This window comes from Microbacterium sp. 1.5R, assembly GCF_001889265.1.
Lineage (GTDB): Bacteria > Actinomycetota > Actinomycetes > Actinomycetales > Microbacteriaceae > Microbacterium.
Map to the genome: position 1 here is coordinate 1,747,074 of NZ_CP018151.1, position 18,778 is coordinate 1,765,851.

Consider the following 18,778-nt stretch of genomic DNA (forward strand, 5'->3'; position numbering starts at 1 on the left):
CCGCAATGACGAACAGTGTCCCCACCTCCCATCGTTTCGACAGCGTCCTCGTCGCCAATCGAGGCGAGATCGCACGCCGGGTCATCCGCACTCTCAGTGCGATGGGCATCCGCAGCGTCGCCGTCTACAGCGATGCGGATGCCGACGCCCCCCATGTGCGCGAGGCCGATCAAGCCGTGCGGATCGGCCCGGCGCCGGTCGCCGAGTCGTACCTCGACATCGATGCCGTCATCGCCGCAGCCCGCGCGACCGGAGCGCAGGCCATCCATCCGGGCTACGGATTCCTCTCGGAGAGCGTCGGGCTGGCCGAGGCATGCGCGGAGAGCGGCATCGTCTTCATCGGTCCGTCGGTCGACGCACTCCAGATCATGGGAGACAAGGCGAAGGCCCGCGACCATGTCGTGCGATCCGGGGTCCCGGTGGTGCCGGGTTTCGATGCGAGAGGACTGTCGGACGCGGAGATCGCTGACGAGGCCGACGCTGTCGGCTACCCGCTGCTCGTCAAGCCGAGTGCGGGCGGCGGCGGCAAGGGTATGGAGGTCGTCGAGGCGGCATCCGGGCTCAGCGCCGCACTGGCGTCCGCTCGACGGGTGGCGCGTTCGGCGTTCGGTGACGACTCCCTGATCCTGGAGCGGCTCATCCGACGCCCCCGGCACATCGAGGTGCAGGTGTTCGGCGACGCTCACGGAACGGTGATCACCCTCGGCGAGCGCGAGTGCACGCTGCAGCGACGTCACCAGAAGGTGATCGAGGAGGCTCCCTCTGCGGGGATCCCCGAGTCGACGAGGGACCGACTCCTCGAAGCCGCCACGCAGGCCGCACAGAGCGTCTCGTACGTCGGCGCCGGAACCGTGGAGTTCCTCATCGACGCCGATGCTCCGGACCAGGTCTTCTTCATCGAGATGAACACCCGTCTGCAGGTCGAGCACCCCGTCACCGAGGAGGTCACCGGCCTCGACCTCGTCGCCCTGCAGATCCACGTCGCGGCAGGCGGACTTCTCGACCCTGCGCCGGGTCTGCACGGTCACGCCGTCGAGGCGCGCGTGTACGCGGAATCGCCGGAGCGCGGGTTCCTGCCCTCGACCGGACGCGTGCTGCTGTTCGATCCGCCGCGCGGCGTGAGGGTCGATGCGGCCGTGGAGACGGGCAACGACGTGACCGGATTCTACGACCCGATGATCGCGAAGATCATCGCGTTCGCTGACGACCGGACCACCGCGCTCCGCCTGCTCGATGAGGCTCTGAGCAGGACCGTCGTGCTGGGTGTGGACACGAACATCGGGTTCTTGCGCACACTCTGCCGCGATGAGCGGGTCACGGCCGGGGACCTCGACACGGGACTCATCGAGACGCTTCTGCCGTTCGTCGAGGAGCCGCCATCGCCGACGATGCTGGCCGCCGCACGGCGAACCGTCTCAGGCACGGATGACGCGGTCGGCGCGACCAGGGCGAGTCAGCGAGCGGGCGCGGTGTGGCAGGACCTCACGCAGGACGATCGGCGCGAGATTTCCTTCCGGACCGAACGCGGCGAGGTCATCCCCGCGCCTGCATCCAGCGGCTCGCGGTCGCGCGCCATGGCTGCGGTGGACGACGACGGTGCGGTCTGGGTCAGCGAGGACGGACGCACCGTGCGCCTGGAGCCTCTCGATCGCCGAGCCCTGTTGCTGCACCGTCTGCAGCAGAGGGAGCAGAGCGAGTCCGCGAACGGTCCGGATGCGAGAGCTCCGATGCCGGGAAGCGTGGTGGCCGTGCATGTCCGCGATGGCGACGTCGTGACCGCCGGCACGCCGCTCGTCTCGATCGAGGCGATGAAGATGGAGCACCCGGTGCTGGCGCCCCAGGACGGGACGGTGCGCCTCATGGTCGCCGTCGGCGATCAGGTTCGACGCGACCAGCCGGTCGCGCACATGACGACGGAGGAGAAGTGACGATGCATGAGCTGACCGATGAAGAGCGCGAACTCGCGGCGATGGTGCGCGAGTTCGCCGAGACGGTCGTCGCGCCGCAGTCCTACGAGGCGGACCGCACGCACACGCTGTCGATGGACGTGGTCGCCCAGATGGGTGACCTCGGGCTGTTCGGCCTGCCGTTCCCCGAGGAGTACGGGGGTCAGGGCGGCGACTACATGGCGCTGGGCATCGCGATCGAGGCGCTCGGACGCGTCGACCAGTCCATCGCCATCACGCTCGAAGCCGGAGTCAGCCTCGGTGCGATGCCCGTCTTCCGCTTCGGCACCGAAGAGCAGAAGCAGGAGTACCTGCCGGACCTGCTCGCCGGCCGTGCGCTCGCGGGCTTCGGCCTCACCGAGCCGGAGGCCGGGAGCGACGCGGGAGCGACCCGGACCACCGCCCGGCTCGACGGCGACGAATGGGTCATCGACGGGTCGAAGCAGTTCATCACCAATTCAGGAACGCCCATCACGCGTTTCGTCACGGTCACCGCGGTCACCGGGAACGAGGGGGGCCGCAAGCAGATCTCGACCATCATCGTGCCCAACGGCACACCCGGTTTCACCGTCGAGGCGCCGTACGACAAGGTCGGGTGGAACGCGTCCGACACGCATCCGCTCAGCTTCACCGAGGCGCGGGTCCCCGCCGGCAACCTCCTGGGCGAGCAGGGGAGCGGCTTCCGCAACTTCCTGAGCATCCTCGACGAGGGCCGCATCGCGATCGCCGCACTGTCGACCGGCGCCGCGGAGGGCTGCCTCGAGGCAGCCGTCGACTACGCGAAGAGTCGCACCATCTTCGGCAGCGCCCTCAGCACGCGACAGAACGCGCAGTTCACCCTCGCGCGCATGCGTGCCCGAGTGCACACGGCACGGCTCGCCTGGCACCATGCGGCACGGCTCCGTGACGCCGGGCGGCCGTTCGCGGAGCAGGCGGCGATCGCGAAGCTCGTGGCGGGCGAGGCCGCGATGGACAACGCCAGGGACGCGACGCAGATCTTCGGCGGCAACGGCTTCATGAACGAGTTCCCGGTGGCCCGTCACTATCGCGACTCGAAGATCCTCGAGATCGGCGAGGGCACCACCGAGGTGCAGCTCCTCGTGATCGCGCGAGCGCTGGGGCTCGCCGGGTAGCGTGGCAGGATGCCATCCGCTCAGCGAACCGAGGAGGTGAGGTGATCATGCACGACATCGTCCAGCGCGGTCTCTTCTTCGAGGAGTTCGTCACCGATGCCCGATATCTTCATCGCCCTGGGCGCACCGCGACCGAGGCCGACAACGTCCTCTTCACGACGCTCACGATGAACACCCAGGCGCTGCACCTCGACGACGCCTTCGCCGATGGGCAGCAGCCGTTCGGTGCGCGTCTGATCAACTCGATGTGGACGCTCTCGACCATGGTCGGGGCATCCGTCGCGCAGCTCACGCAAGGCACCCTGGTGGCGCAGCTCGGGTTGGGCGAGATCGCCTTCCCGCATCCGCTGTTCGCCGGTGACACGCTGTACACCGAGAGCGTGGTCGTCGACAAGCGGCTCTCGACGTCACGAGCGGGGCAGGGGATCGTGACCATCGCGCATACCGGACGCAACCAGGACGGCACAGTCGTCGCCACCGCGACCCGAACGGTGCTCGTGCACTGCCTTCCCGAGGGGGAACGATGAGCTTCGATCTCGGACCGGCACTGCTCTTCTGCCCTGCCGATCGACCCGAACGGTTCCGCGGCGCCCTCGAGAAGGCGGACGCTGTCATCCTCGACCTCGAAGACGCGGTGCTGGCCGAGGCGAAGGCCGCAGCTCGCGACAATCTCGTCGATGCCGACCTGGACCCCGATCGAGTGATCGTCCGCGTGAACGCACCGGGTTCCGACGCCTTCGTCTCAGACCTCGCCATGCTCTCTCAGACCGCCTTCCGCACCGTGATGGTCGCGAAGACCGAGAGCGCTGAGAGCCTCACCGCTTTCGACGAGAGGTTCTCGTTGATCGCCCTGTGCGAGACGGCGAAGGGGATCCACGCGGCAGATCGCATCGCAGCACATCCGCAGGTCGTCGCGATGATGTGGGGCGCGGAGGATCTCGTCGCCTCCCTCGGCGGCACATCGAGCCGCACACCGGAGGGTGGCTATCGAGACATCGCGCGCTATGCCCGCTCCCGCGTTCTCCTCGAAGCGGGGGCACAGGGCAAGGGCGCCATCGACGCCGTGCACATCGAGATCGGCGATGTCGCAGGTCAGGAGGCCGAGGCTGTCGACGCTGCCGCGTCCGGGTTCGTCGCGACCGCGTGCATCCACCCGAGTCAAGTGGCGGTCATCCGCGCGGCGTACGCTCCAGACGACGCGACGCTCGAGTGGGCCCGCCGGGTTCTCGCCGCCTCAGCGAGCGAGCGAGGCGTGTTCCGCTTCGACGGACGCATGATAGACGAGCCCGTGCTGAGGCATGCTCGGTCGCTGCTCGGTCGCACCCGCTGATCGAATGACCTGTGGCGGTCGGTCGTTCAGACCAGGATCGCCTGGTCGATGAGACGCAGAGATCCGGGGGAGGCCTCGAAACGGTGGGCGGAACCGTTCGCGAGCACCTCGCCGACGCGCGGCAGCGTGCCGCCCGAGACGTGGTTGATCAGTGACCGGATCACGCCGCCGTGCGTCACGACGATGACGGACTCCGCCACCGGTGCGGAGCGACGGCGAGCATCGCGGGCGATCGCGTCGAGGGCGACCAGCGCCCGTTCGGCGACACCTTCCAGGGTCTCCGCGCCGGGAACCGGCGAGAGCCAATCGCCGTACTTCTCGATGTAGTCGGAGACCAGCATGCCCTCGCCCTCACCGAACTCGCGCTCGCGCATGTCCGGCACCAGCACGGGAGCCCCGAGGCCCAGGCTTTCGGAGATGATCTCTGCCGTCTCCCGCGCCCGCTTCAGCGGGCTGGCGTAGATCGAGTGATGTGTCACGCCCTCGAGACGATCCGCGGCGGTCCGTGCGTCCGCACGGCCCTTCTCGTTCAGGGGGATGTCGGTGGAGCCCTGGATCCGTCGGGCGAGGTTCCAATCCGTCTGGCCGTGGCGGATGAGCGTGAGCAGAGTCATTCAAGGAGCTCCTGGATCGCGGGGAGCACGTCGCTGGTGCCTGCGGCGATGGTGGCATCGGCCCAGACATCCGCGCGCGTCGGCTCGCGGTTGATGATGATGAGGGGGATGCTGCGGCGTCGTGCGCGCTCGACGAGGCGCACACCGGAGTTGACGACGAGGGATGAGCCGGCGACGATCAGCGCATCGCTCGCCCGGAGCAGCGACTCCGCGGCCTTGAAGCGCCCCTGCGGCACGTATTCGCCGAAGAACACGACGTCGGGCTTCAGCATCCCTTCGCACACCGTGCACACCGGCACGATGAACCCGTCGGTGCTCTCGGGGAGCACGTCGCCGTCGGGAGCGAGCGCCACGTTCTCGGGGACGGAGATCCAGGGATTGCGCTCTTCGATCTGCACTGCGATGTCGCGGCGATCGAAGACCTGGCCGCACTTCAGGCAGAGAACCCTGCGCATGGTGCCGTGCACTTCGATGACGTGCGAGCTGCCCGCGCGCAGATGCAGTCCGTCGACGTTCTGGGTGATGACGCCGGTGACGTGTCCGGAGGACTCCATGGCGGCGAGAGAGAGATGGCCGGGGTTCGGCTCGGCGCGGGCGAACGCCCGCCAGCCGAGATGCCCGCCGACCCAATAACGACGCCGCGCCGTCTCATCGGCCAGGTACCGCTGGATCGTCATGGGATCAGTCCGGTTGCGCGACCCTTCGCCGCGGTAAGCGGGGATTCCCGAGTCCGTGGAGATCCCGGCGCCCGTGAGCAAGGCGATCTTCCGACCGCGCAGGAGTTCGGCGGTGCGAGCGATGGTGGTCGACAGTTCGACCGGACTCGATGCGCTCACAGGACCTCCCTGTGCGAGTCTACGGCGTGCGCAGGCCCGCTCGACGCGTCGCGGCCGACCGCGACGGCGACTCGGAGAGCGATGGCAGACTGGGGCTCGTGGAACTGCTGCGCGTGACGAATCCCGATGATCGACGACTCGACGACTATCGCGCACTGACCGACACCGCGCTCCGAAGTGTGAGCGACCCGGCCGGCGGGCTGTACATCGCCGAATCGACGAAAGTCATCGCGCGAGCCGTCGCTGCGGGGCATCGTCCGCGATCGGTCCTCGTTCAGGAGCGGCGGGTGGAGGACATCCGAGCGATCGTCGGCGAACTCGATGTACCTGTGTACGTCGTCCCGGACGAGGTGGCGGAGGCGCTGACCGGTTTCGCCGTGCACCGGGGCACGATCGCCTCGATGCATCGTCCTGACCTGCCGACGGTGCGTGAGGTCATCGACTCCGCCACGCTCGTGCTGATTCTCGAGAACGTCGGCGATCACACGAATGTCGGCGCCGCATTCCGTGCGGCCGCCGCGCTCGGAGCGGATGCCGTGCTGGTGTCTCCCGGGGGAGCCGACCCCCTGTACCGGCGCAGCGTGCGCGTCAGCATGGGAACGGTGTTCCAGGTGCCGTGGACCCGTATCACGGACTGGGCGTCCGCCGTCACCGACCTTCATGCCGCGGGGTTCGACGTCGCGGCCCTCGCGCTGAGCGACGACGCGGTGACTCTCGACGCCTATGTCGCGTCGCGTCCCGAGCGCGTCGCTCTCGTCATGGGATCCGAAGGCGACGGACTCTCACGCACCGCCCTCGACGAGGCAGACACCGTGGTGACGATTCCCATGTCGGGAGGCGTCGACTCGCTGAACGTGGCGTCTGCCGCGGCCGTGGCGCTGTGGGCGCTCGGACGCCGCTGACGGGATGAGATGAGATGGTCAGTCGGACGACGGGAAGATGATCGGCGAGGGCTCGGGACGCTTCGCGACGATGTGATCACCGGATGACTCATGGCGAAGACGCCGCAGCACCCACGGAACCAGATGCTCCCGCGCCCAGCCGAGGTCTTCGGAGCGCGCCTCCCGCCAGGTGCGCAGCGGAAGCGGCTCGGGCTGCATGGACTCGAGGTCGTTGGGCACGTTGAGCGCGCGCAGCGCCATGCGGGCGACCTCATGATGGCCCAGCGAGTTGTAGTGCAGACGGTCGTCATCGAAGAACCGCATGTCCTGCACGACCTTGAGCGCCCACTGGTCGGCGACGATGCAGTCGTGGCGCTCGGCGATCGCGCGGACGTTCTCGTTGTAGATCGCGACCTTGCCGCGGAACGCTCGGAAGACAGGAGTGAAGGCGGTGTCGATCCCGGTGAACAGCAGCACGGCGGCACCCGTCGACGACAGGCGTGCGACGGCGTCCTCCAGCTGGACGGCGATGGCGTCGGGGTCGGTGCCCGGACGGATCACGTCGTTGCCGCCCGCGCAGATCGAGATCAGGTCGGGATGCAGCGCCACGGCGGGTTCGATCTGGTCGCGCACGATCTGGGCGATCAGCTTGCCGCGCACGGCGAGGTTGGCGTACGCGAAGTCGTCGACCTGACGCGAGAGCACCTCGGCGACGCGGTCGGCCCAGCCGCGGTGGCTGCCGGGCTGCGAGGGGTCGGGGTCGCCGATCCCCTCGGTGAACGAGTCGCCGATCGCGACGAACCTCCGCCAGGGGTGCGGATTCTCGTTGTCGAGTTCCGGGGTTCGGATCGAATCCTGGTCTGTCATCCAGCTCTCCTTCGCGAACGAACGCGGCCCATGTGGGGCGGCCACGCAGTGACCGAGCCTACTCGGGTGCGTGGGCTGTGGGGAGGACGCGCGCGGCGGATCGCGTGAGCGTGCCGAGTGTCGACGGCAGCGATTATCGTTGACTCGATGCTTTCTCCGTCCTTCCCCCAGCGCGCCCCCTGGGGTACTGCGAACAAGCTGCGCGCCTGGCAGCAGGAGGCGCTCGAACAGTACTTCCAGGCGGATCAGCGTGACTTCCTCGTCGCGGCGACACCCGGTGCAGGCAAGACGACCTTCGCGCTCACCCTCGCGGTCGAGCTCATGCGCATGGGGGAGGTCAACCGGATCATCGTGGTCGCGCCGACCGAGCATCTCAAGACGCAGTGGGCCGATGCAGCAGCGCGGGTGCACATCCGTCTGGATCCCCGGTTCCGCAACAGTCATTGGGCGCCGGCGCGGCATTACCACGGCGCCGTCGTGACCTACGCGCAGGTCGCGGCGAAGTCGTCGGTCCACCGCCATCTGACCGAGGATGCGAAGACCCTCGTCGTCCTCGACGAGGTGCATCACGGCGGCGACGCCCTCAGCTGGGGTGATGCGATCCGAGACGCGTACGGGCCCGCGAAGCGCCGACTGCTGCTGTCCGGGACGCCCTTCCGCAGCGACACCGCACCGATCCCGTTCGTGGAGTACCACCCTGACGAGTCCGGTGCACGGATCTCCCGCACCGACTACAACTACGGCTACGGTCGCGCCCTGGCCGACGGCGTCGTCCGCCCCGTGCTGTTCCACATGTACGCCGGCAAGATGCGATGGCGCACGAGCACCGGAGACGAACTCGAGACGCATCTCGGGCAGGACAACACCAAGGACGTGACCTCGCAGGCCTGGCGCACGGCGCTCGACCCCGAGGGCGAGTGGATGCCGGCTGTGCTGTCCGCAGCCGATCGTCGTCTGACCGAGATCAGGCATCACGTTCCGGATGCCGGCGGCCTGGTGCTCGCGACCGATCAGACCGTCGCGCGTGCCTACGCCAAGATCCTGCACAGCATCACCGGTCAGCAGCCGACGATCGTGCTGTCCGATGACGCGACGGCCTCCGAACGCATCGAGAAGTTCAGCAACAGCGAGGACCGCTGGATGGTCGCGGTGCGCATGGTGTCCGAGGGGGTGGACGTGCCGCGTCTCGCGGTCGGCGTCTACGCCACGTCGTCGTCGACGCCGCTGTTCTTCGCTCAGGCCATCGGCCGATTCGTGCGAGCACGCCGCCGTGGCGAGGCCGCGAGCGTATTCCTCCCTCAGGTGCCGGTCCTGATGGGTCTCGCGAACGAGATGGACAAGCAGCGCGATCACGCGCTCGACCGTCAATCGAAGGACGACGACGGGCTCGAGGACTCGCTGCTCGATTCCGCGAACCGCGAGGACGACGCGTCCGACGCGCTGACCCAGGAATTCAGCTATCAGGCGCTCTCGTCGGTGGCCCACTTCGACCGGGTCGTGTTCGAGGGCCAGGAGTTCGGTCAGCTGGCCGAGCCGGGCACCCCCGAAGAAGAGGAGTTCATCGGCTTTCCCGGTCTTCTCGAGCCCGAGCACGTGCACGAGCTCCTGATGCAGCGACAGGCGCGGCAGACGCGACTGCGAGAGACGAGAGAAGCCGAGGCGGGTCCCACCGAGACGACGACGCTCCCTGCGCCCCTGCACCGCACGCTGCGCGAGCAACGGCAGCTGCTGAACAGCCTCGTTGGGCTGTACGCCCGTCAGAAGGGCGAACCGCATGGTGCGGTCCATGCCGAGCTGCGCCGGATCTGCGGCGGACCAGCAGTCGCCCAGGCGACCGTGACGCAGCTGCAGTCCCGTATCGACGTACTCCGCAAGCGCGTCCGCTCCTGAATCCTGGCGTCGGTTCGGAGACCCGAAAAGCTGGCAATACCGTCGCCGGGTGCGATGGAGACGGGCTCCCGAAGCTAGCGTTGAACGGTTGCCCCCGAGAACGGGGACCGTCGATCAGGAGACTTCATGACAGCCCCCGCTGCCGCCGAGCCCACCGCCGCAGACCGCCGCCGCTGGGCGCGGTACCTCGTCGAGGAACGCGCCGAAGGACACGTGTACCAGAAGCTCGCGAGCCGACGCACGGGGGAGGAGCGTGAGATCCTTCTCAGCCTCGCCGACGCCGAGCGGCGCCATGAGCAGCACTGGCTCGATCTGCTCGGCGCGGAACCGGTCCGATTGCCACGCGCCGGCATCCGCTCCCGCCTCCTCGGCTGGATGGCGGGCCGCTTCGGATCCATCTTCGTGCTGGCCCTCGCGCAGAGCGCCGAGGCACGTTCACCGTACGACTCGGAGCAGTACGCGACGCCGGCGATGCGCGCTGACGAGAAAGTGCACTACGAGGTGGTTCGCGGTCTCGCTGCGCGGGGTCGGCGTCGCCTGTCGGGCTCGTTCCGCGCAGCGGTCTTCGGGGCCAACGACGGCCTCGTGAGCAACCTCGCGCTCGTGCTCGGCATCGGCGCCACGGGCGTCAGTTCGGGTTTCGTCCTGTTCAGCGGCATCGCAGGCCTGCTCGCCGGCGCGCTGTCGATGGGAGCGGGGGAGTTCGTGTCCGTGCGGTCTCAACGAGAGTTGCTCGCGTCGACGGAGGCCAACGAGGATGCCGCGGCATCCGCCGCCGACCTCGACATCGATGAGAACGAGCTCGCTCTGGTATACCGGGCGCGCGGGATCGGCCAGCAGGAGGCTCTGGAGCGCGCACGGCGCATCGTCGATGCCGCGCGCGCCGGCGTGGAACGCACCGCCACAGGGCCGGTCCACGTCCACGCCGGAGACGACCACGAGATCGTCGGCAGCGACTGGACCGCTGCGATCTCGAGCTTCCTGCTCTTCGCATCCGGCGCGATCATCCCCGTGCTCCCGTGGCTCTTCGGGCTCGAGGGGACCACAGCGGTGGTCGTCGCTCTCGTGCTCGTGGGCATCGCGCTCCTGTCGACGGGAGCGATGGTAGGCATCCTGTCCGGAGGGCCGCCCCTGCGTCGTGCGCTGCGTCAGCTGGCGATCGGTTTCGGAGCCGCAGCGGTCACGTACGTGCTCGGTCTGGTGTTCGGCGTCGGCGCGGTCTGACAGGCGCCGGCCCGACCGCGTCGGACAGGACTCGACGATCCGCGCGAGTCCTGTCCGACGACACGGTGGCACCGAAAACGAAGAAGGCCCCGGATATCATGTGGATATCCGGGGCCTGTCTGTGCGCGGAGGGGGACTTGAACCCCCACGCCCTTACGGGCACTACGACCTCAACGTAGCGCGTCTACCATTCCGCCACCCGCGCAGGTGTTGGATGTTCGTTGCCGAACGAAGATTTACATTAGCACGAGCTTTGGGGCACTCAGAAACCGACGGCGACGCCCGGGCGCGCCACGGCCTTTCGATAGCCTGGACTCCATGACTGACGTGTCTCTGCCCGAGGTGGTTCGCATCGCGCGCGACCTGATCCGATTCGACACCTCGAACTTCGGCGGGGGCAACGCGAAGGGCGAGCGGGAATCGGCCGAGTACGTCGGCGCCTATCTGCAGGATCTCGGCCTGGAAGTCGAGTACTACGAGCCCATCCTGCGGCGCACGAACGTCATGGCACGGGTGCCCGGACGCGACCGCAGCAAGCCGGCGCTCGTGGTGCACGGGCACCTCGACGTCGTCCCGGCCATGGCCGAGGACTGGACCGTCGATCCTTTCGCGGGCGTCGTCAAGGACGGCATGCTCTGGGGGCGGGGCGCCGTCGACATGAAGAACATGAACGCGATGATCCTGACGGCGGTCGGCGACCTGCTGCGAGCGGGCGAGCAGCCCGAACGCGACCTCGTGCTCGCCTTCTTCGCCGATGAGGAGAACGGCGGAGTCGAGGGATCGGCTCTCGTCGTGCAGAACCGCCCCGAGTGGTTCGAGGGCGCGACCGAGGCGATCAGCGAGGTGGGCGGCTATTCGATCACGGTCGACGATCGCCGCGCCTACCTGCTCCAGGTGGGGGAGAAGGCGCTCATCTGGATACGCCTCGTGGCGAAGGGCCGCGCCGGCCACGGAAGCCGTCTCCACGACGACAATGCGGTCACGAAGCTCGCGGAGGCCGTGGCGGCCCTGGGTCGCACGCGGTGGCCCCTGCGACTCACTCCCACCACCGAGGCGCTGCTGCAGGGCTTGAGCGATCTCACCGGGCGCTCCGTCGACGACCCGGACGCCCTCGCGGCGGCCGCCGGGCCCGCCGAGGCCTTCCTCCGTTCGTCGTTCCGCACGACGACGAACCCGACCGCACTGTCCGCCGGATACAAGCACAACGTGATCCCCGAGCGTGCCGAGGCGCTGATCGACGTGCGGGTGATCCCCGGAACTGAAGACGACGTGCTCGCCGAGTTGCAGCAGATCGTCGGCGACGAGATCGAGATCCAGACGGTGGTGCGGGACATCGGCATGGAGACGCCTTTCGACGGCGAGCTCGTCGAGGCGATGGTCGCGAGTCTCGGCCGGCATGACCCCGGTGTGCCGGTCATCCCGTACCTGCTGGGTGCAGGAACCGACAACAAGGCGCTCGCGTATCTCGGAATCACCGGGTACGGGTTCGCGCCTCTCCGGCTTCCCGCAGACCTCGACTTCACCGGGATGTTCCACGGGGTCGATGAGCGGGTGCCCGTAGAATCGCTTGTCTTCGGTCAGCGGGTGCTGGCCGATCTGCTGCGCACGTATTGAGCTCTCGGCTCCACGTCCGCGCACCACGACTCAGAAAGCTCCTCCATGCACTTGTTCGAAGCGCTCATCCTCGGCATCGTCCAGGGACTCACCGAGTTCCTCCCGATCTCCTCCAGCGCCCATCTGCGCATCCTCGGCACCTTCCTGCCGTCGGGCGAGGATCCCGGCGCCGCGTTCACCGCGATCACCCAGATCGGCACGGAGGCGGCGGTCGTGGTGTTCTTCTGGCGCGACATCGTGCGGATCATCGCGCAGTGGTTCCGGTCGCTGACCGGCAGGGTCCCGCGCAGCGATCCGGATGCGCGCATGGGATGGATGATCATCATCGGCAGCATCCCGATCGTGGTCCTGGGGCTGCTCTTCCAGGACCAGATCGAGACCGTCTTCCGCTCCCTCTGGATCGTCGCGATCATGCTGATCGTCTTCGGCATCCTGCTCGGGATCGCCGACCACGTCGGCGCGAAGCGGCGCAAGCTCGATCAGCTCACCTACCCGCACGGCATCGCGTACGGCTTCGCGCAGGCTCTGGCGCTGATCCCCGGAGTCTCGCGCTCCGGTGGAACGATCACGATGGGACTCTTCCTCGGCTACGAGCGTGCCGCAGCCGCTCGCTACGCGTTCCTGCTCGCGATCCCCGCCGTGTTCGGCAGTGGCTTCTACCAGGTGTTCAAGAGCTGGGACGAGCCGTCGTTCTTCTCCTTCGGAGACACGCTCGCGGCGACGGGCATCGCATTCGTCGTGGCGCTCGGCGTGATCGCCTTCTTCATGAACTACATCTCGAAGCGGAGCTTCCTGCCGTTCGTGATCTACCGCATCCTCCTGGGCACCGTTCTCCTGGTGCTGCTGGGGACCGGCGTCATCGCGGCGTGATGACGAGGGCCCCGGCGACTACCGCTTGTGGTCGCCGGGGCCGTCGCCACGGCGCTTGAGATAGCGCTCGAAGGCCTGAGCGATGGCATCGCCCGACGCATCGGGGGAGTCCCACGTGTCGCGCGTGCGCTCGAGCTGATGGATGTACTCGGTCATGTCCTCGTCGTCCGCGGCGGCGGCATCGATCGATGCCTCCCAGGCGGCGGCCTCGGTGCGCAGGTGGTCGCGAGGCACGTCCACGCCGGTCAGCTCCTCGAGCCGATCGAGAAGAGCGAGGGTCACCTTGGGCGACGGTGTGGCGGAGGCGACGTAGTGCGGCACGCTCGCCCACAGACTGGCGGTCGGAATGCCGGCGCTCTCGGCGAAGTGCTCGATGACGCTGAGAATTCCGACGGGGCCTTCGTAGAGCGAGCGCTCGAGGCCGTGCGCCTCGCGGACCTGCTCGTTCTGGCTCGACGCGAAGATCGAGATGGGGCGGGTGTGGGGCACGTCGGAGAGCATCGCGCCGAGCGTCACGAAGCCCGTGATGTCGTCGCGGAGAGCGACGTCGATGAATTCCGACGCGAAAGCCTGCCAGGTGCGCGCAGGCTCCACGCCCGTGAGGATCCAGAACTCGGGACCGGGACCCGGGTCGCGCGGGCGCCAGAGTCCGGCTTCGGGCCAGGTGAGCTGGCGACGCCCTTCGGCGTCCATCTTCGTCGCAGGGCGCGTGTACTGGTAGTCGAAGTACAGCTCCGGGTCGATCGAGTGCACGAGGTCGTAGTCCGTCGTCTCGCGCAGTGCGGCGACCGCGCCGCTCGCGGCTTCCCCTGCGTCGTTCCACCCGTCGAAGGCGACGATGACGATGCGTGAACCGAGGCCATCCATCGTGGGCTCCCTTCGTGGATTCCGGATCGGTATCCCTCCAGGCTAGTCCGACGGCGCGGGGACGGGGTGGAGCCACGGGTAACATGGTTCGGTGAGCAGACAGCCCCGCGCGATCCTCTGGGACATGGACGGAACACTCGTCGACACCGAGCCGTACTGGATGGCGGCCGAGACCGCGCTGGTCGAATCCTTCGGCGGCACGTGGACCCATGAGGATGCGCTTCAGCTCGTCGGCAACGGACTCATCGACAGCGCGATCATCCTTCAGAACGCGGGCGTCGACATGGATGCCGAGGCGATCATCTCGCTCCTCACCGACGGCGTGCAGGATGCACTGCGCACGCAGGGAGTGCCCTTCCGGCCCGGCGCCCGCGAGCTGCTGCAGGACCTGAGGTCAGCGGGGATCCCCACAGGACTCGTCACGATGTCGCTGCGTCGCATGGCGCTGAGCGTCGTCGACCTGATCGAGTTCCAGGCCTTCGACATCGTCGTCGCCGGCGATGATGTGACCAACCCGAAGCCCCACCCCGAGCCCTACCTCCACGCGGCATCCCTGCTCGAGATCGACATCGCCGATGCTGTGGTCATCGAGGACTCGCCGACCGGGCTCCGCGCGGGCATCGCATCCGGCGCCGTCGCCCTCGGCGTGCCGCATATCGTCTCGCTCGATCACGTGGGCGCGCATGAGCTGTGGCCGAGCCTCGAGGGGCGCACCGCCGCCGACCTGATCGAACTCTTCGACCGAAAGACCTCCATGACGGGAGCCACCCGATGACCGACACCACCTCACAGCGGCCGAGCGGGCCGTTCCGCGAGGGCGATCGGGTGCAGCTGACCGGCCCCAAGGGTCGCCTGCACACCGTGACCCTCCGAGAGGACGGCGAGCTGCACACGCACCAGGGCGTGCTCCGGCACCGCGACCTCATCGGTCTGCCCGACGGCTCAGTGGCCGCGAACAGCTCGGGACACGAGTACCTCGCGCTCCGGCCTCTGCTCCGCGACTTCGCGATGTCGATGCCGCGCGGCGCCGCGATCGTCTACCCCAAGGACGCCGCGCAGATCGTGATGCAGGCCGACATCTTCCCCGGTGCCGTCGTCGTGGAAGCGGGTGTAGGGTCCGGTGCCCTTTCGCTCTCGCTCCTGCGGGCCATCGGTCCGGTCGGCCGGCTGGTGTCGTTCGAGCGTCGTGAGGACTTCGCCCAGGTCGCACGGGGCAACGTCGAGACCTTCTTCGGCGAGACGCCGGACACCTGGGACGTCGTGGTGGGAGATCTCGCGGATGCGCTGCCGGCGGAGTTCCCGGCGGGCACGGTCGACCGTGTCGTACTCGACATGCTCGCGCCGTGGGAATGCATGGATGTCGTCGCCGACGCACTCACCCCCGGCGGCGTCGTGCTGTGCTACGTGGCCACCGCCACGCAGCTCTCGCGGGTGGCCGAGTACATCCGGAGCACGGGTCTGTTCACGGATCCCGAGGCGTCCGAGACGATGGTTCGCGGCTGGCACGTCGAGGGTCTCGCCGTGCGGCCCGATCACCGGATGGTGGCGCACACCGGCTTCCTCCTCACGGCTCGTCGGCTGGCGCCGGGCGCCGTGGCCCCTCAGGTGAAGCGCAGGGCATCGAAGAGCAGCTACGGCGATGCGGATGTCGAGGCGTGGACGCCGGGGGCTGTCGGCGATCGCGAGATCAACGACAAGAATCTGCGCAAGCGGGCGAGAGAGGCCGCGAAGGCCGCTGAGGGCGCCCGTCTCGCCGCCGGTTCGCGCGAATCCGAGCCACCGACGGAATAGACTGGAGCGCGTGCGTAAAACGTCCGCCGTTCTGGCAACCATCAGCCTCGCCGTCCTCACTCTGACCGGATGCGCCTCGGCGCCCTCGTTCGCCGGTGATGCGTGCGATCGGGCGGCGGCATCGACCGCATCCGTGAAGGATTCGGTCACCGTCGAGGGCGACCTCGGAGAGGCTCCGGACGTCACCGTGTACAGCCCGGTGAAGGCGGAAGAGACGTCCTTCGCCGACGTGGTGACCGGCGAGGGAAACACCCTCACCACCACCTCCCAGCCGATGGTGCTCGACATCGCCTTCTATGGCGGCGAGAGCGGCGAGAAGCTGTACGAGTCCGAGTTCAACGGCGACCCGAGCCGTGTGCACAGCATCTCCTACTGGGCAGAGCGGTCCGCCGGTCTCGAGACCGTTTTGGAGTGCGCGACCGGAGGCAGCCGGATCGTCGCGGTGCTGACCCCCGAGGACTTCGGCGAGGCGAATGTCGAGGCCTTCGGTCTCGAAGAGGATGAGAACGTGGTCGCCATCATCGACCTCCAGGATGTCTACCTCGCTCACGCCGAGGGCTCATCGCAGTTCAACGACGCCCGGGGCCTACCGACGGTCGTCCGCGCTCCCGATGGCACCCCCGGAGTGATCATCCCCGACAGCGACGCCCCCACCGAGACCGTCACTCAGACGCTCATCAAGGGCGACGGGGAGAAGGTCGAGAAGGAATCGACCATCGTGACCAACATCATGGCGCTCGGATGGGACGACAAGACGGTCACCTCGAGCACGTGGCGTGCCGAGCCCAACATCGGCCCCGCAGCGAAGGAGCTCGTCGGCGCGACGGTCGGCTCCCAGCTCCTGGTCGTCGTGCCCGAGGCAGACGGAAACCCGGCGACCGCGATCGTGGTCGACATCCTGGGCGTCGTTCCCGTCCCGGAGCAGTGATGGCGGCCCGTATTCCCGCGGAAGAGCGCCTGACGAATCTCGTCGTGGCGCTCATGGCCACGGAGATCGGGCTCACCAAGCAGCAGATCCTCGACAACGTGTCGGGTTATCGTCAGCGCGCCGATGCGGGCGTGCGCTCGGATGCACTCGAGAAGATGTTCGAGCGCGACAAGGATGAGCTGCGCACTCTCGGCGTCCCCGTCGAGACGATCGGGGATCAGGCCGATCCGAATGACCTCCGCGAAGCGCGATACCGTATTCCGCAGGCGGAATACGACCTGCCCAGCGATATCGAGTTCACGGCCGCCGAGCTCGCCGTGCTGCAGCTGGCGGGGAGCGTGTGGAGCGCCGAGTCCGCATCCGGCGACGCCAAGGCCGGCGTGCGCAAGATCCGGGCGCTCGGGATCGACGGCGACGAACCGATCATCGGGTTCGCGCCGCGGATCACCGCGCGCGATGCCGCTTTCCCTCCACTGCAGGATGCGATCGAGAAGAGCCGCGTGGTCGTCTTCGACTACCTCAAGCCGGGGGAGGGCGCACCGCGGCGCCGCAGCATCCGCCCGCTCGCACTCGTCGACTATGAAGCGAGATGGCACGTGTTCGGCGTCGATGTGGACATCGAGCAGGACCGCATGTTCCTGCTCAGCAGGATTGTCGGCGATGTGAAGATCACGGCGAAGGCATTCGACCCTGCGCTGCGCGAGGGCGCGGGGGAGCGTGCCCTGGCCGGTCTCGAGCGCGTCGCCGCTCAGAACTCTGCGCTGCTCGAGGTCACACCCGGCACCGAGGCGTCGCTGCGGCTCGGCCGCCGGGCGACTCCGGCGGCGACCCAGGGCATCCTCGTCCCGTTCGTGGACCTGCACATCTTCGCCGACGAGCTCGCGTCGTACGGTCCCGAGGTGCGGGTTGTCGAGCCTGCGGAGCTCCGCTCGGCCGTCGTCGATCGACTGACCGCGGTCGTGGCGACGAATTCGGATGCGGGGGAGGTCCGATGAGCGCCCAAGGCAAGCCGCTGCTCGCCGCCGACCGAGTCCGCGTCTATCTGACTCTGGTGCCCTATCTCCTCGAGCACGGACAGGTCTCGCTCGCCGAGGCGGCTGCCGAGTTCGGTGTGACCTCGACGGAGATGCGGCAGATGGTCGAGAAGCTCACGGTCATCGGCCTGCCCGGTGATTCCGGCTTCTGGCAGCAGCCGCAGGAGATGTTCGACATCAACTGGGACCTCCTCGACGAAGAGGACATCATCGAGATCACCAACGACGTCGCTCTGCGCCGGGTTCCTCGATTCACGGCCCGAGAAGCCGCCGCGCTCCTCGCGGGCCTGCAGATGGTCGCCGCCGTGCCGGCGGTCTCCGACTCGGGATTGGTCAGCGGCCTCATCTCGAAGCTCTCGCGCGGCGCGGCCGATGCGCCGGCCGAGGTCGTCGTCGCGCCGAGCGCCGTCGACGAGGTCCGCCAGGTGGTGTCGAGAGCCGTGCAGAACGGCGTCGCCGTGTCGTTCACGTATCAGGCCCCCGATGCCGCGCCCACGACGCGCACCGTGGATCCCGTGCAGGTGCTCATCACCAACGCGCAGTGGTACCTGCAGGGGTGGTGCCACATGCGACAGGCCATGCGCACCTTCCACCTGGATCGCGTGAGCGATGCCCGGCTGACCGACATCCCGATCACGCACGCGGGCGAGCACGTCCCTGAGGCCTTCTCGGCCGTCGAGGACGAGGGGGAGGTGCGAGTGCGGGTGCCCGAGCGGATGGCGCCCCTGCTCGGGGACTTCCTGACGGCCGACAACTCCGACGTCAGCGATGGGATCGTCACCGTTCGGCTGCATCTCGCAGACCCTCGGGGAGTGAAGCGACTGGCGGCGAAGTTCGGCGGCGCCCTCGAAGTGGTGGATCCCGGCGTCGCTCGAACTGCGGCGCGGGAATGGGCTGCGGCCGGACTCGCCCTGTATCGCCACCCCGAAGGCGACAACGCCCGTTAGACTTTC

The 18,778-nt window shown here is 68.2% G+C and carries 18 protein-coding genes and 1 tRNA gene; 14 read left to right on the forward strand and 5 right to left on the reverse strand.

Features of this window, described 5'->3' with window-relative positions:
- Window positions 1–5: 5 nt before the first annotated feature.
- The 4 genes from BMW26_RS08250 to BMW26_RS08265 are packed head-to-tail and all read left to right on the forward strand — an operon-like array spanning window position 6 to window position 4,409.
- Entirely contained in the window at window positions 6–1,928 is a 1,923-nt protein-coding gene (locus BMW26_RS08250) for an acetyl/propionyl/methylcrotonyl-CoA carboxylase subunit alpha (RefSeq protein ID WP_072591266.1), read from the forward strand.
- A 2-nt stretch (window positions 1,929–1,930) separates the two neighbouring features.
- Window positions 1,931–3,079, forward strand: coding sequence for an acyl-CoA dehydrogenase family protein (locus BMW26_RS08255; protein ID WP_072591267.1), 1,149 nt, complete (start codon window positions 1,931–1,933; stop codon window positions 3,077–3,079).
- A gap of 47 nt (window positions 3,080–3,126) precedes the next feature.
- Window positions 3,127–3,606, forward strand: coding sequence for a MaoC family dehydratase (locus BMW26_RS08260; RefSeq protein ID WP_072592277.1), 480 nt, complete (start codon window positions 3,127–3,129; stop codon window positions 3,604–3,606).
- A complete protein-coding gene (locus BMW26_RS08265) occupies window positions 3,603–4,409 on the forward strand; it encodes an HpcH/HpaI aldolase/citrate lyase family protein (protein WP_072591268.1) in 807 nt (268 codons plus the stop codon). Before BMW26_RS08260 ends, BMW26_RS08265 begins: the two co-directional genes overlap by 4 nt.
- 26 nt (window positions 4,410–4,435) lie before the next feature.
- Here BMW26_RS08265 and BMW26_RS08270 read toward each other — a convergent pair whose 3' ends face one another.
- Window positions 4,436–5,023: a histidine phosphatase family protein gene (locus BMW26_RS08270; protein ID WP_053096051.1), complete on the reverse strand. Its 588-nt coding sequence runs from the start codon at window positions 5,021–5,023 to the stop codon at window positions 4,436–4,438.
- Window positions 5,020–5,859 carry a Sir2 family NAD-dependent protein deacetylase gene (locus BMW26_RS08275; protein WP_053096052.1) on the reverse strand — a complete coding sequence of 280 codons (840 nt, stop codon included), beginning with the start codon at window positions 5,857–5,859 and terminating at the stop codon, window positions 5,020–5,022. The genes BMW26_RS08270 and BMW26_RS08275 overlap by 4 nt, the downstream gene beginning before the upstream one ends.
- A 98-nt stretch (window positions 5,860–5,957) precedes the next feature.
- Here BMW26_RS08275 and BMW26_RS08280 point away from each other — a divergent pair, with 98 nt between their 5' ends.
- Window positions 5,958–6,761, forward strand: a complete 804-nt coding sequence (locus BMW26_RS08280; protein ID WP_072592278.1) for a TrmH family RNA methyltransferase — start codon at window positions 5,958–5,960, stop codon at window positions 6,759–6,761.
- Between the two features lie 18 nt (window positions 6,762–6,779).
- Here the strand turns inward: BMW26_RS08280 and BMW26_RS08285 are convergent, their stop codons facing one another.
- Window positions 6,780–7,607 (reverse strand): SGNH/GDSL hydrolase family protein, encoded by an 828-nt coding sequence (locus BMW26_RS08285; RefSeq protein ID WP_053096053.1) that lies wholly within the window; start codon window positions 7,605–7,607, stop codon window positions 6,780–6,782.
- Between the two features lie 147 nt (window positions 7,608–7,754).
- Here BMW26_RS08285 and BMW26_RS08290 point away from each other — a divergent pair, with 147 nt between their 5' ends.
- Window positions 7,755–9,497 carry a DEAD/DEAH box helicase gene (locus BMW26_RS08290; protein WP_072591269.1) on the forward strand — a complete coding sequence of 581 codons (1,743 nt, stop codon included), beginning with the start codon at window positions 7,755–7,757 and terminating at the stop codon, window positions 9,495–9,497.
- Window positions 9,498–9,623: 126 nt separating this feature from the next.
- Window positions 9,624–10,721, forward strand: coding sequence for a VIT1/CCC1 transporter family protein (locus BMW26_RS08295; RefSeq protein ID WP_072591270.1), 1,098 nt, complete (start codon window positions 9,624–9,626; stop codon window positions 10,719–10,721).
- A 122-nt stretch (window positions 10,722–10,843) separates the two neighbouring features.
- Here the strand turns inward: BMW26_RS08295 and BMW26_RS08300 are convergent.
- A tRNA-Leu gene (locus BMW26_RS08300) sits at window positions 10,844–10,926 on the reverse strand.
- A 113-nt stretch (window positions 10,927–11,039) separates the two neighbouring features.
- On the opposite strand from BMW26_RS08300, the gene BMW26_RS08305 reads away from it, so the two are divergent.
- Together BMW26_RS08305 and BMW26_RS08310 are read left to right on the forward strand one after the other, a co-directional pair.
- Window positions 11,040–12,335 carry a M20/M25/M40 family metallo-hydrolase gene (locus BMW26_RS08305; protein WP_072591271.1) on the forward strand — a complete coding sequence of 432 codons (1,296 nt, stop codon included), beginning with the start codon at window positions 11,040–11,042 and terminating at the stop codon, window positions 12,333–12,335.
- A gap of 45 nt (window positions 12,336–12,380) precedes the next feature.
- Window positions 12,381–13,205, forward strand: a complete 825-nt coding sequence (locus tag BMW26_RS08310; protein ID WP_053096057.1) for an undecaprenyl-diphosphate phosphatase — start codon at window positions 12,381–12,383, stop codon at window positions 13,203–13,205.
- 18 nt (window positions 13,206–13,223) lie between these two features.
- On the opposite strand, the gene BMW26_RS08315 is transcribed toward BMW26_RS08310, so the two are convergent.
- Window positions 13,224–14,072, reverse strand: coding sequence for a PAC2 family protein (locus BMW26_RS08315; RefSeq protein WP_053096058.1), 849 nt, complete (start codon window positions 14,070–14,072; stop codon window positions 13,224–13,226).
- A 91-nt stretch (window positions 14,073–14,163) separates the two neighbouring features.
- On the opposite strand from BMW26_RS08315, the gene BMW26_RS08320 reads away from it, so the two are divergent.
- The 5 genes from BMW26_RS08320 to BMW26_RS08340 are packed head-to-tail and all read left to right on the forward strand — an operon-like array spanning window position 14,164 to window position 18,772.
- Window positions 14,164–14,847 (forward strand): HAD family hydrolase, encoded by a 684-nt coding sequence (locus BMW26_RS08320; protein WP_072591272.1) that lies wholly within the window; start codon window positions 14,164–14,166, stop codon window positions 14,845–14,847.
- Window positions 14,844–15,863: a tRNA (adenine-N1)-methyltransferase gene (locus BMW26_RS08325; protein WP_053096060.1), complete on the forward strand. Its 1,020-nt coding sequence runs from the start codon at window positions 14,844–14,846 to the stop codon at window positions 15,861–15,863. Before BMW26_RS08320 ends, BMW26_RS08325 begins: the two co-directional genes overlap by 4 nt.
- A gap of 10 nt (window positions 15,864–15,873) precedes the next feature.
- On the forward strand, window positions 15,874–16,791 hold the full coding sequence (locus BMW26_RS08330) for a hypothetical protein (RefSeq protein WP_072591273.1): 918 nt from the start codon (window positions 15,874–15,876) through the stop codon (window positions 16,789–16,791).
- The gene (locus BMW26_RS08335; protein WP_056278718.1) at window positions 16,791–17,786 is read left to right on the forward strand and encodes a helix-turn-helix transcriptional regulator; all 996 of its coding nucleotides are present in this window, start codon (window positions 16,791–16,793) and stop codon (window positions 17,784–17,786) included. Before BMW26_RS08330 ends, BMW26_RS08335 begins: the two co-directional genes overlap by 1 nt.
- Window positions 17,783–18,772, forward strand: a complete 990-nt coding sequence (locus tag BMW26_RS08340) for a helix-turn-helix transcriptional regulator (protein WP_053096063.1) — start codon at window positions 17,783–17,785, stop codon at window positions 18,770–18,772. The genes BMW26_RS08335 and BMW26_RS08340 overlap by 4 nt, the downstream gene beginning before the upstream one ends.
- Window positions 18,773–18,778 lie beyond the last annotated feature (6 nt).

Excerpts from the sequence above, each read along its gene's own strand:
- BMW26_RS08250 (WP_072591266.1), top strand. The coding sequence starts at position 6 with ATGACGAACAGTGTCCCCACCTCCCATCGTTTCGACAGCGTCCTCGTC.
- BMW26_RS08315 (WP_053096058.1), bottom strand. The coding sequence starts at position 14,072 with ATGGATGGCCTCGGTTCACGCATCGTCATCGTCGCCTTCGACGGGTGG.
- BMW26_RS08340 (WP_053096063.1), top strand. The coding sequence starts at position 17,783 with ATGAGCGCCCAAGGCAAGCCGCTGCTCGCCGCCGACCGAGTCCGCGTC.
- BMW26_RS08290 (WP_072591269.1), top strand. The coding sequence starts at position 7,755 with ATGCTTTCTCCGTCCTTCCCCCAGCGCGCCCCCTGGGGTACTGCGAAC.
- BMW26_RS08310 (WP_053096057.1), top strand. The coding sequence starts at position 12,381 with ATGCACTTGTTCGAAGCGCTCATCCTCGGCATCGTCCAGGGACTCACC.
- BMW26_RS08265 (WP_072591268.1), top strand. The coding sequence starts at position 3,603 with ATGAGCTTCGATCTCGGACCGGCACTGCTCTTCTGCCCTGCCGATCGA.
- BMW26_RS08270 (WP_053096051.1), bottom strand. The coding sequence starts at position 5,023 with ATGACTCTGCTCACGCTCATCCGCCACGGCCAGACGGATTGGAACCTC.
- BMW26_RS08285 (WP_053096053.1), bottom strand. The coding sequence starts at position 7,607 with ATGACAGACCAGGATTCGATCCGAACCCCGGAACTCGACAACGAGAAT.
- BMW26_RS08305 (WP_072591271.1), top strand. The coding sequence starts at position 11,040 with ATGACTGACGTGTCTCTGCCCGAGGTGGTTCGCATCGCGCGCGACCTG.
- BMW26_RS08260 (WP_072592277.1), top strand. The coding sequence starts at position 3,127 with ATGCACGACATCGTCCAGCGCGGTCTCTTCTTCGAGGAGTTCGTCACC.
- BMW26_RS08255 (WP_072591267.1), top strand. The coding sequence starts at position 1,931 with ATGCATGAGCTGACCGATGAAGAGCGCGAACTCGCGGCGATGGTGCGC.
- BMW26_RS08335 (WP_056278718.1), top strand. The coding sequence starts at position 16,791 with ATGGCGGCCCGTATTCCCGCGGAAGAGCGCCTGACGAATCTCGTCGTG.
- BMW26_RS08295 (WP_072591270.1), top strand. The coding sequence starts at position 9,624 with ATGACAGCCCCCGCTGCCGCCGAGCCCACCGCCGCAGACCGCCGCCGC.
- BMW26_RS08325 (WP_053096060.1), top strand. The coding sequence starts at position 14,844 with ATGACCGACACCACCTCACAGCGGCCGAGCGGGCCGTTCCGCGAGGGC.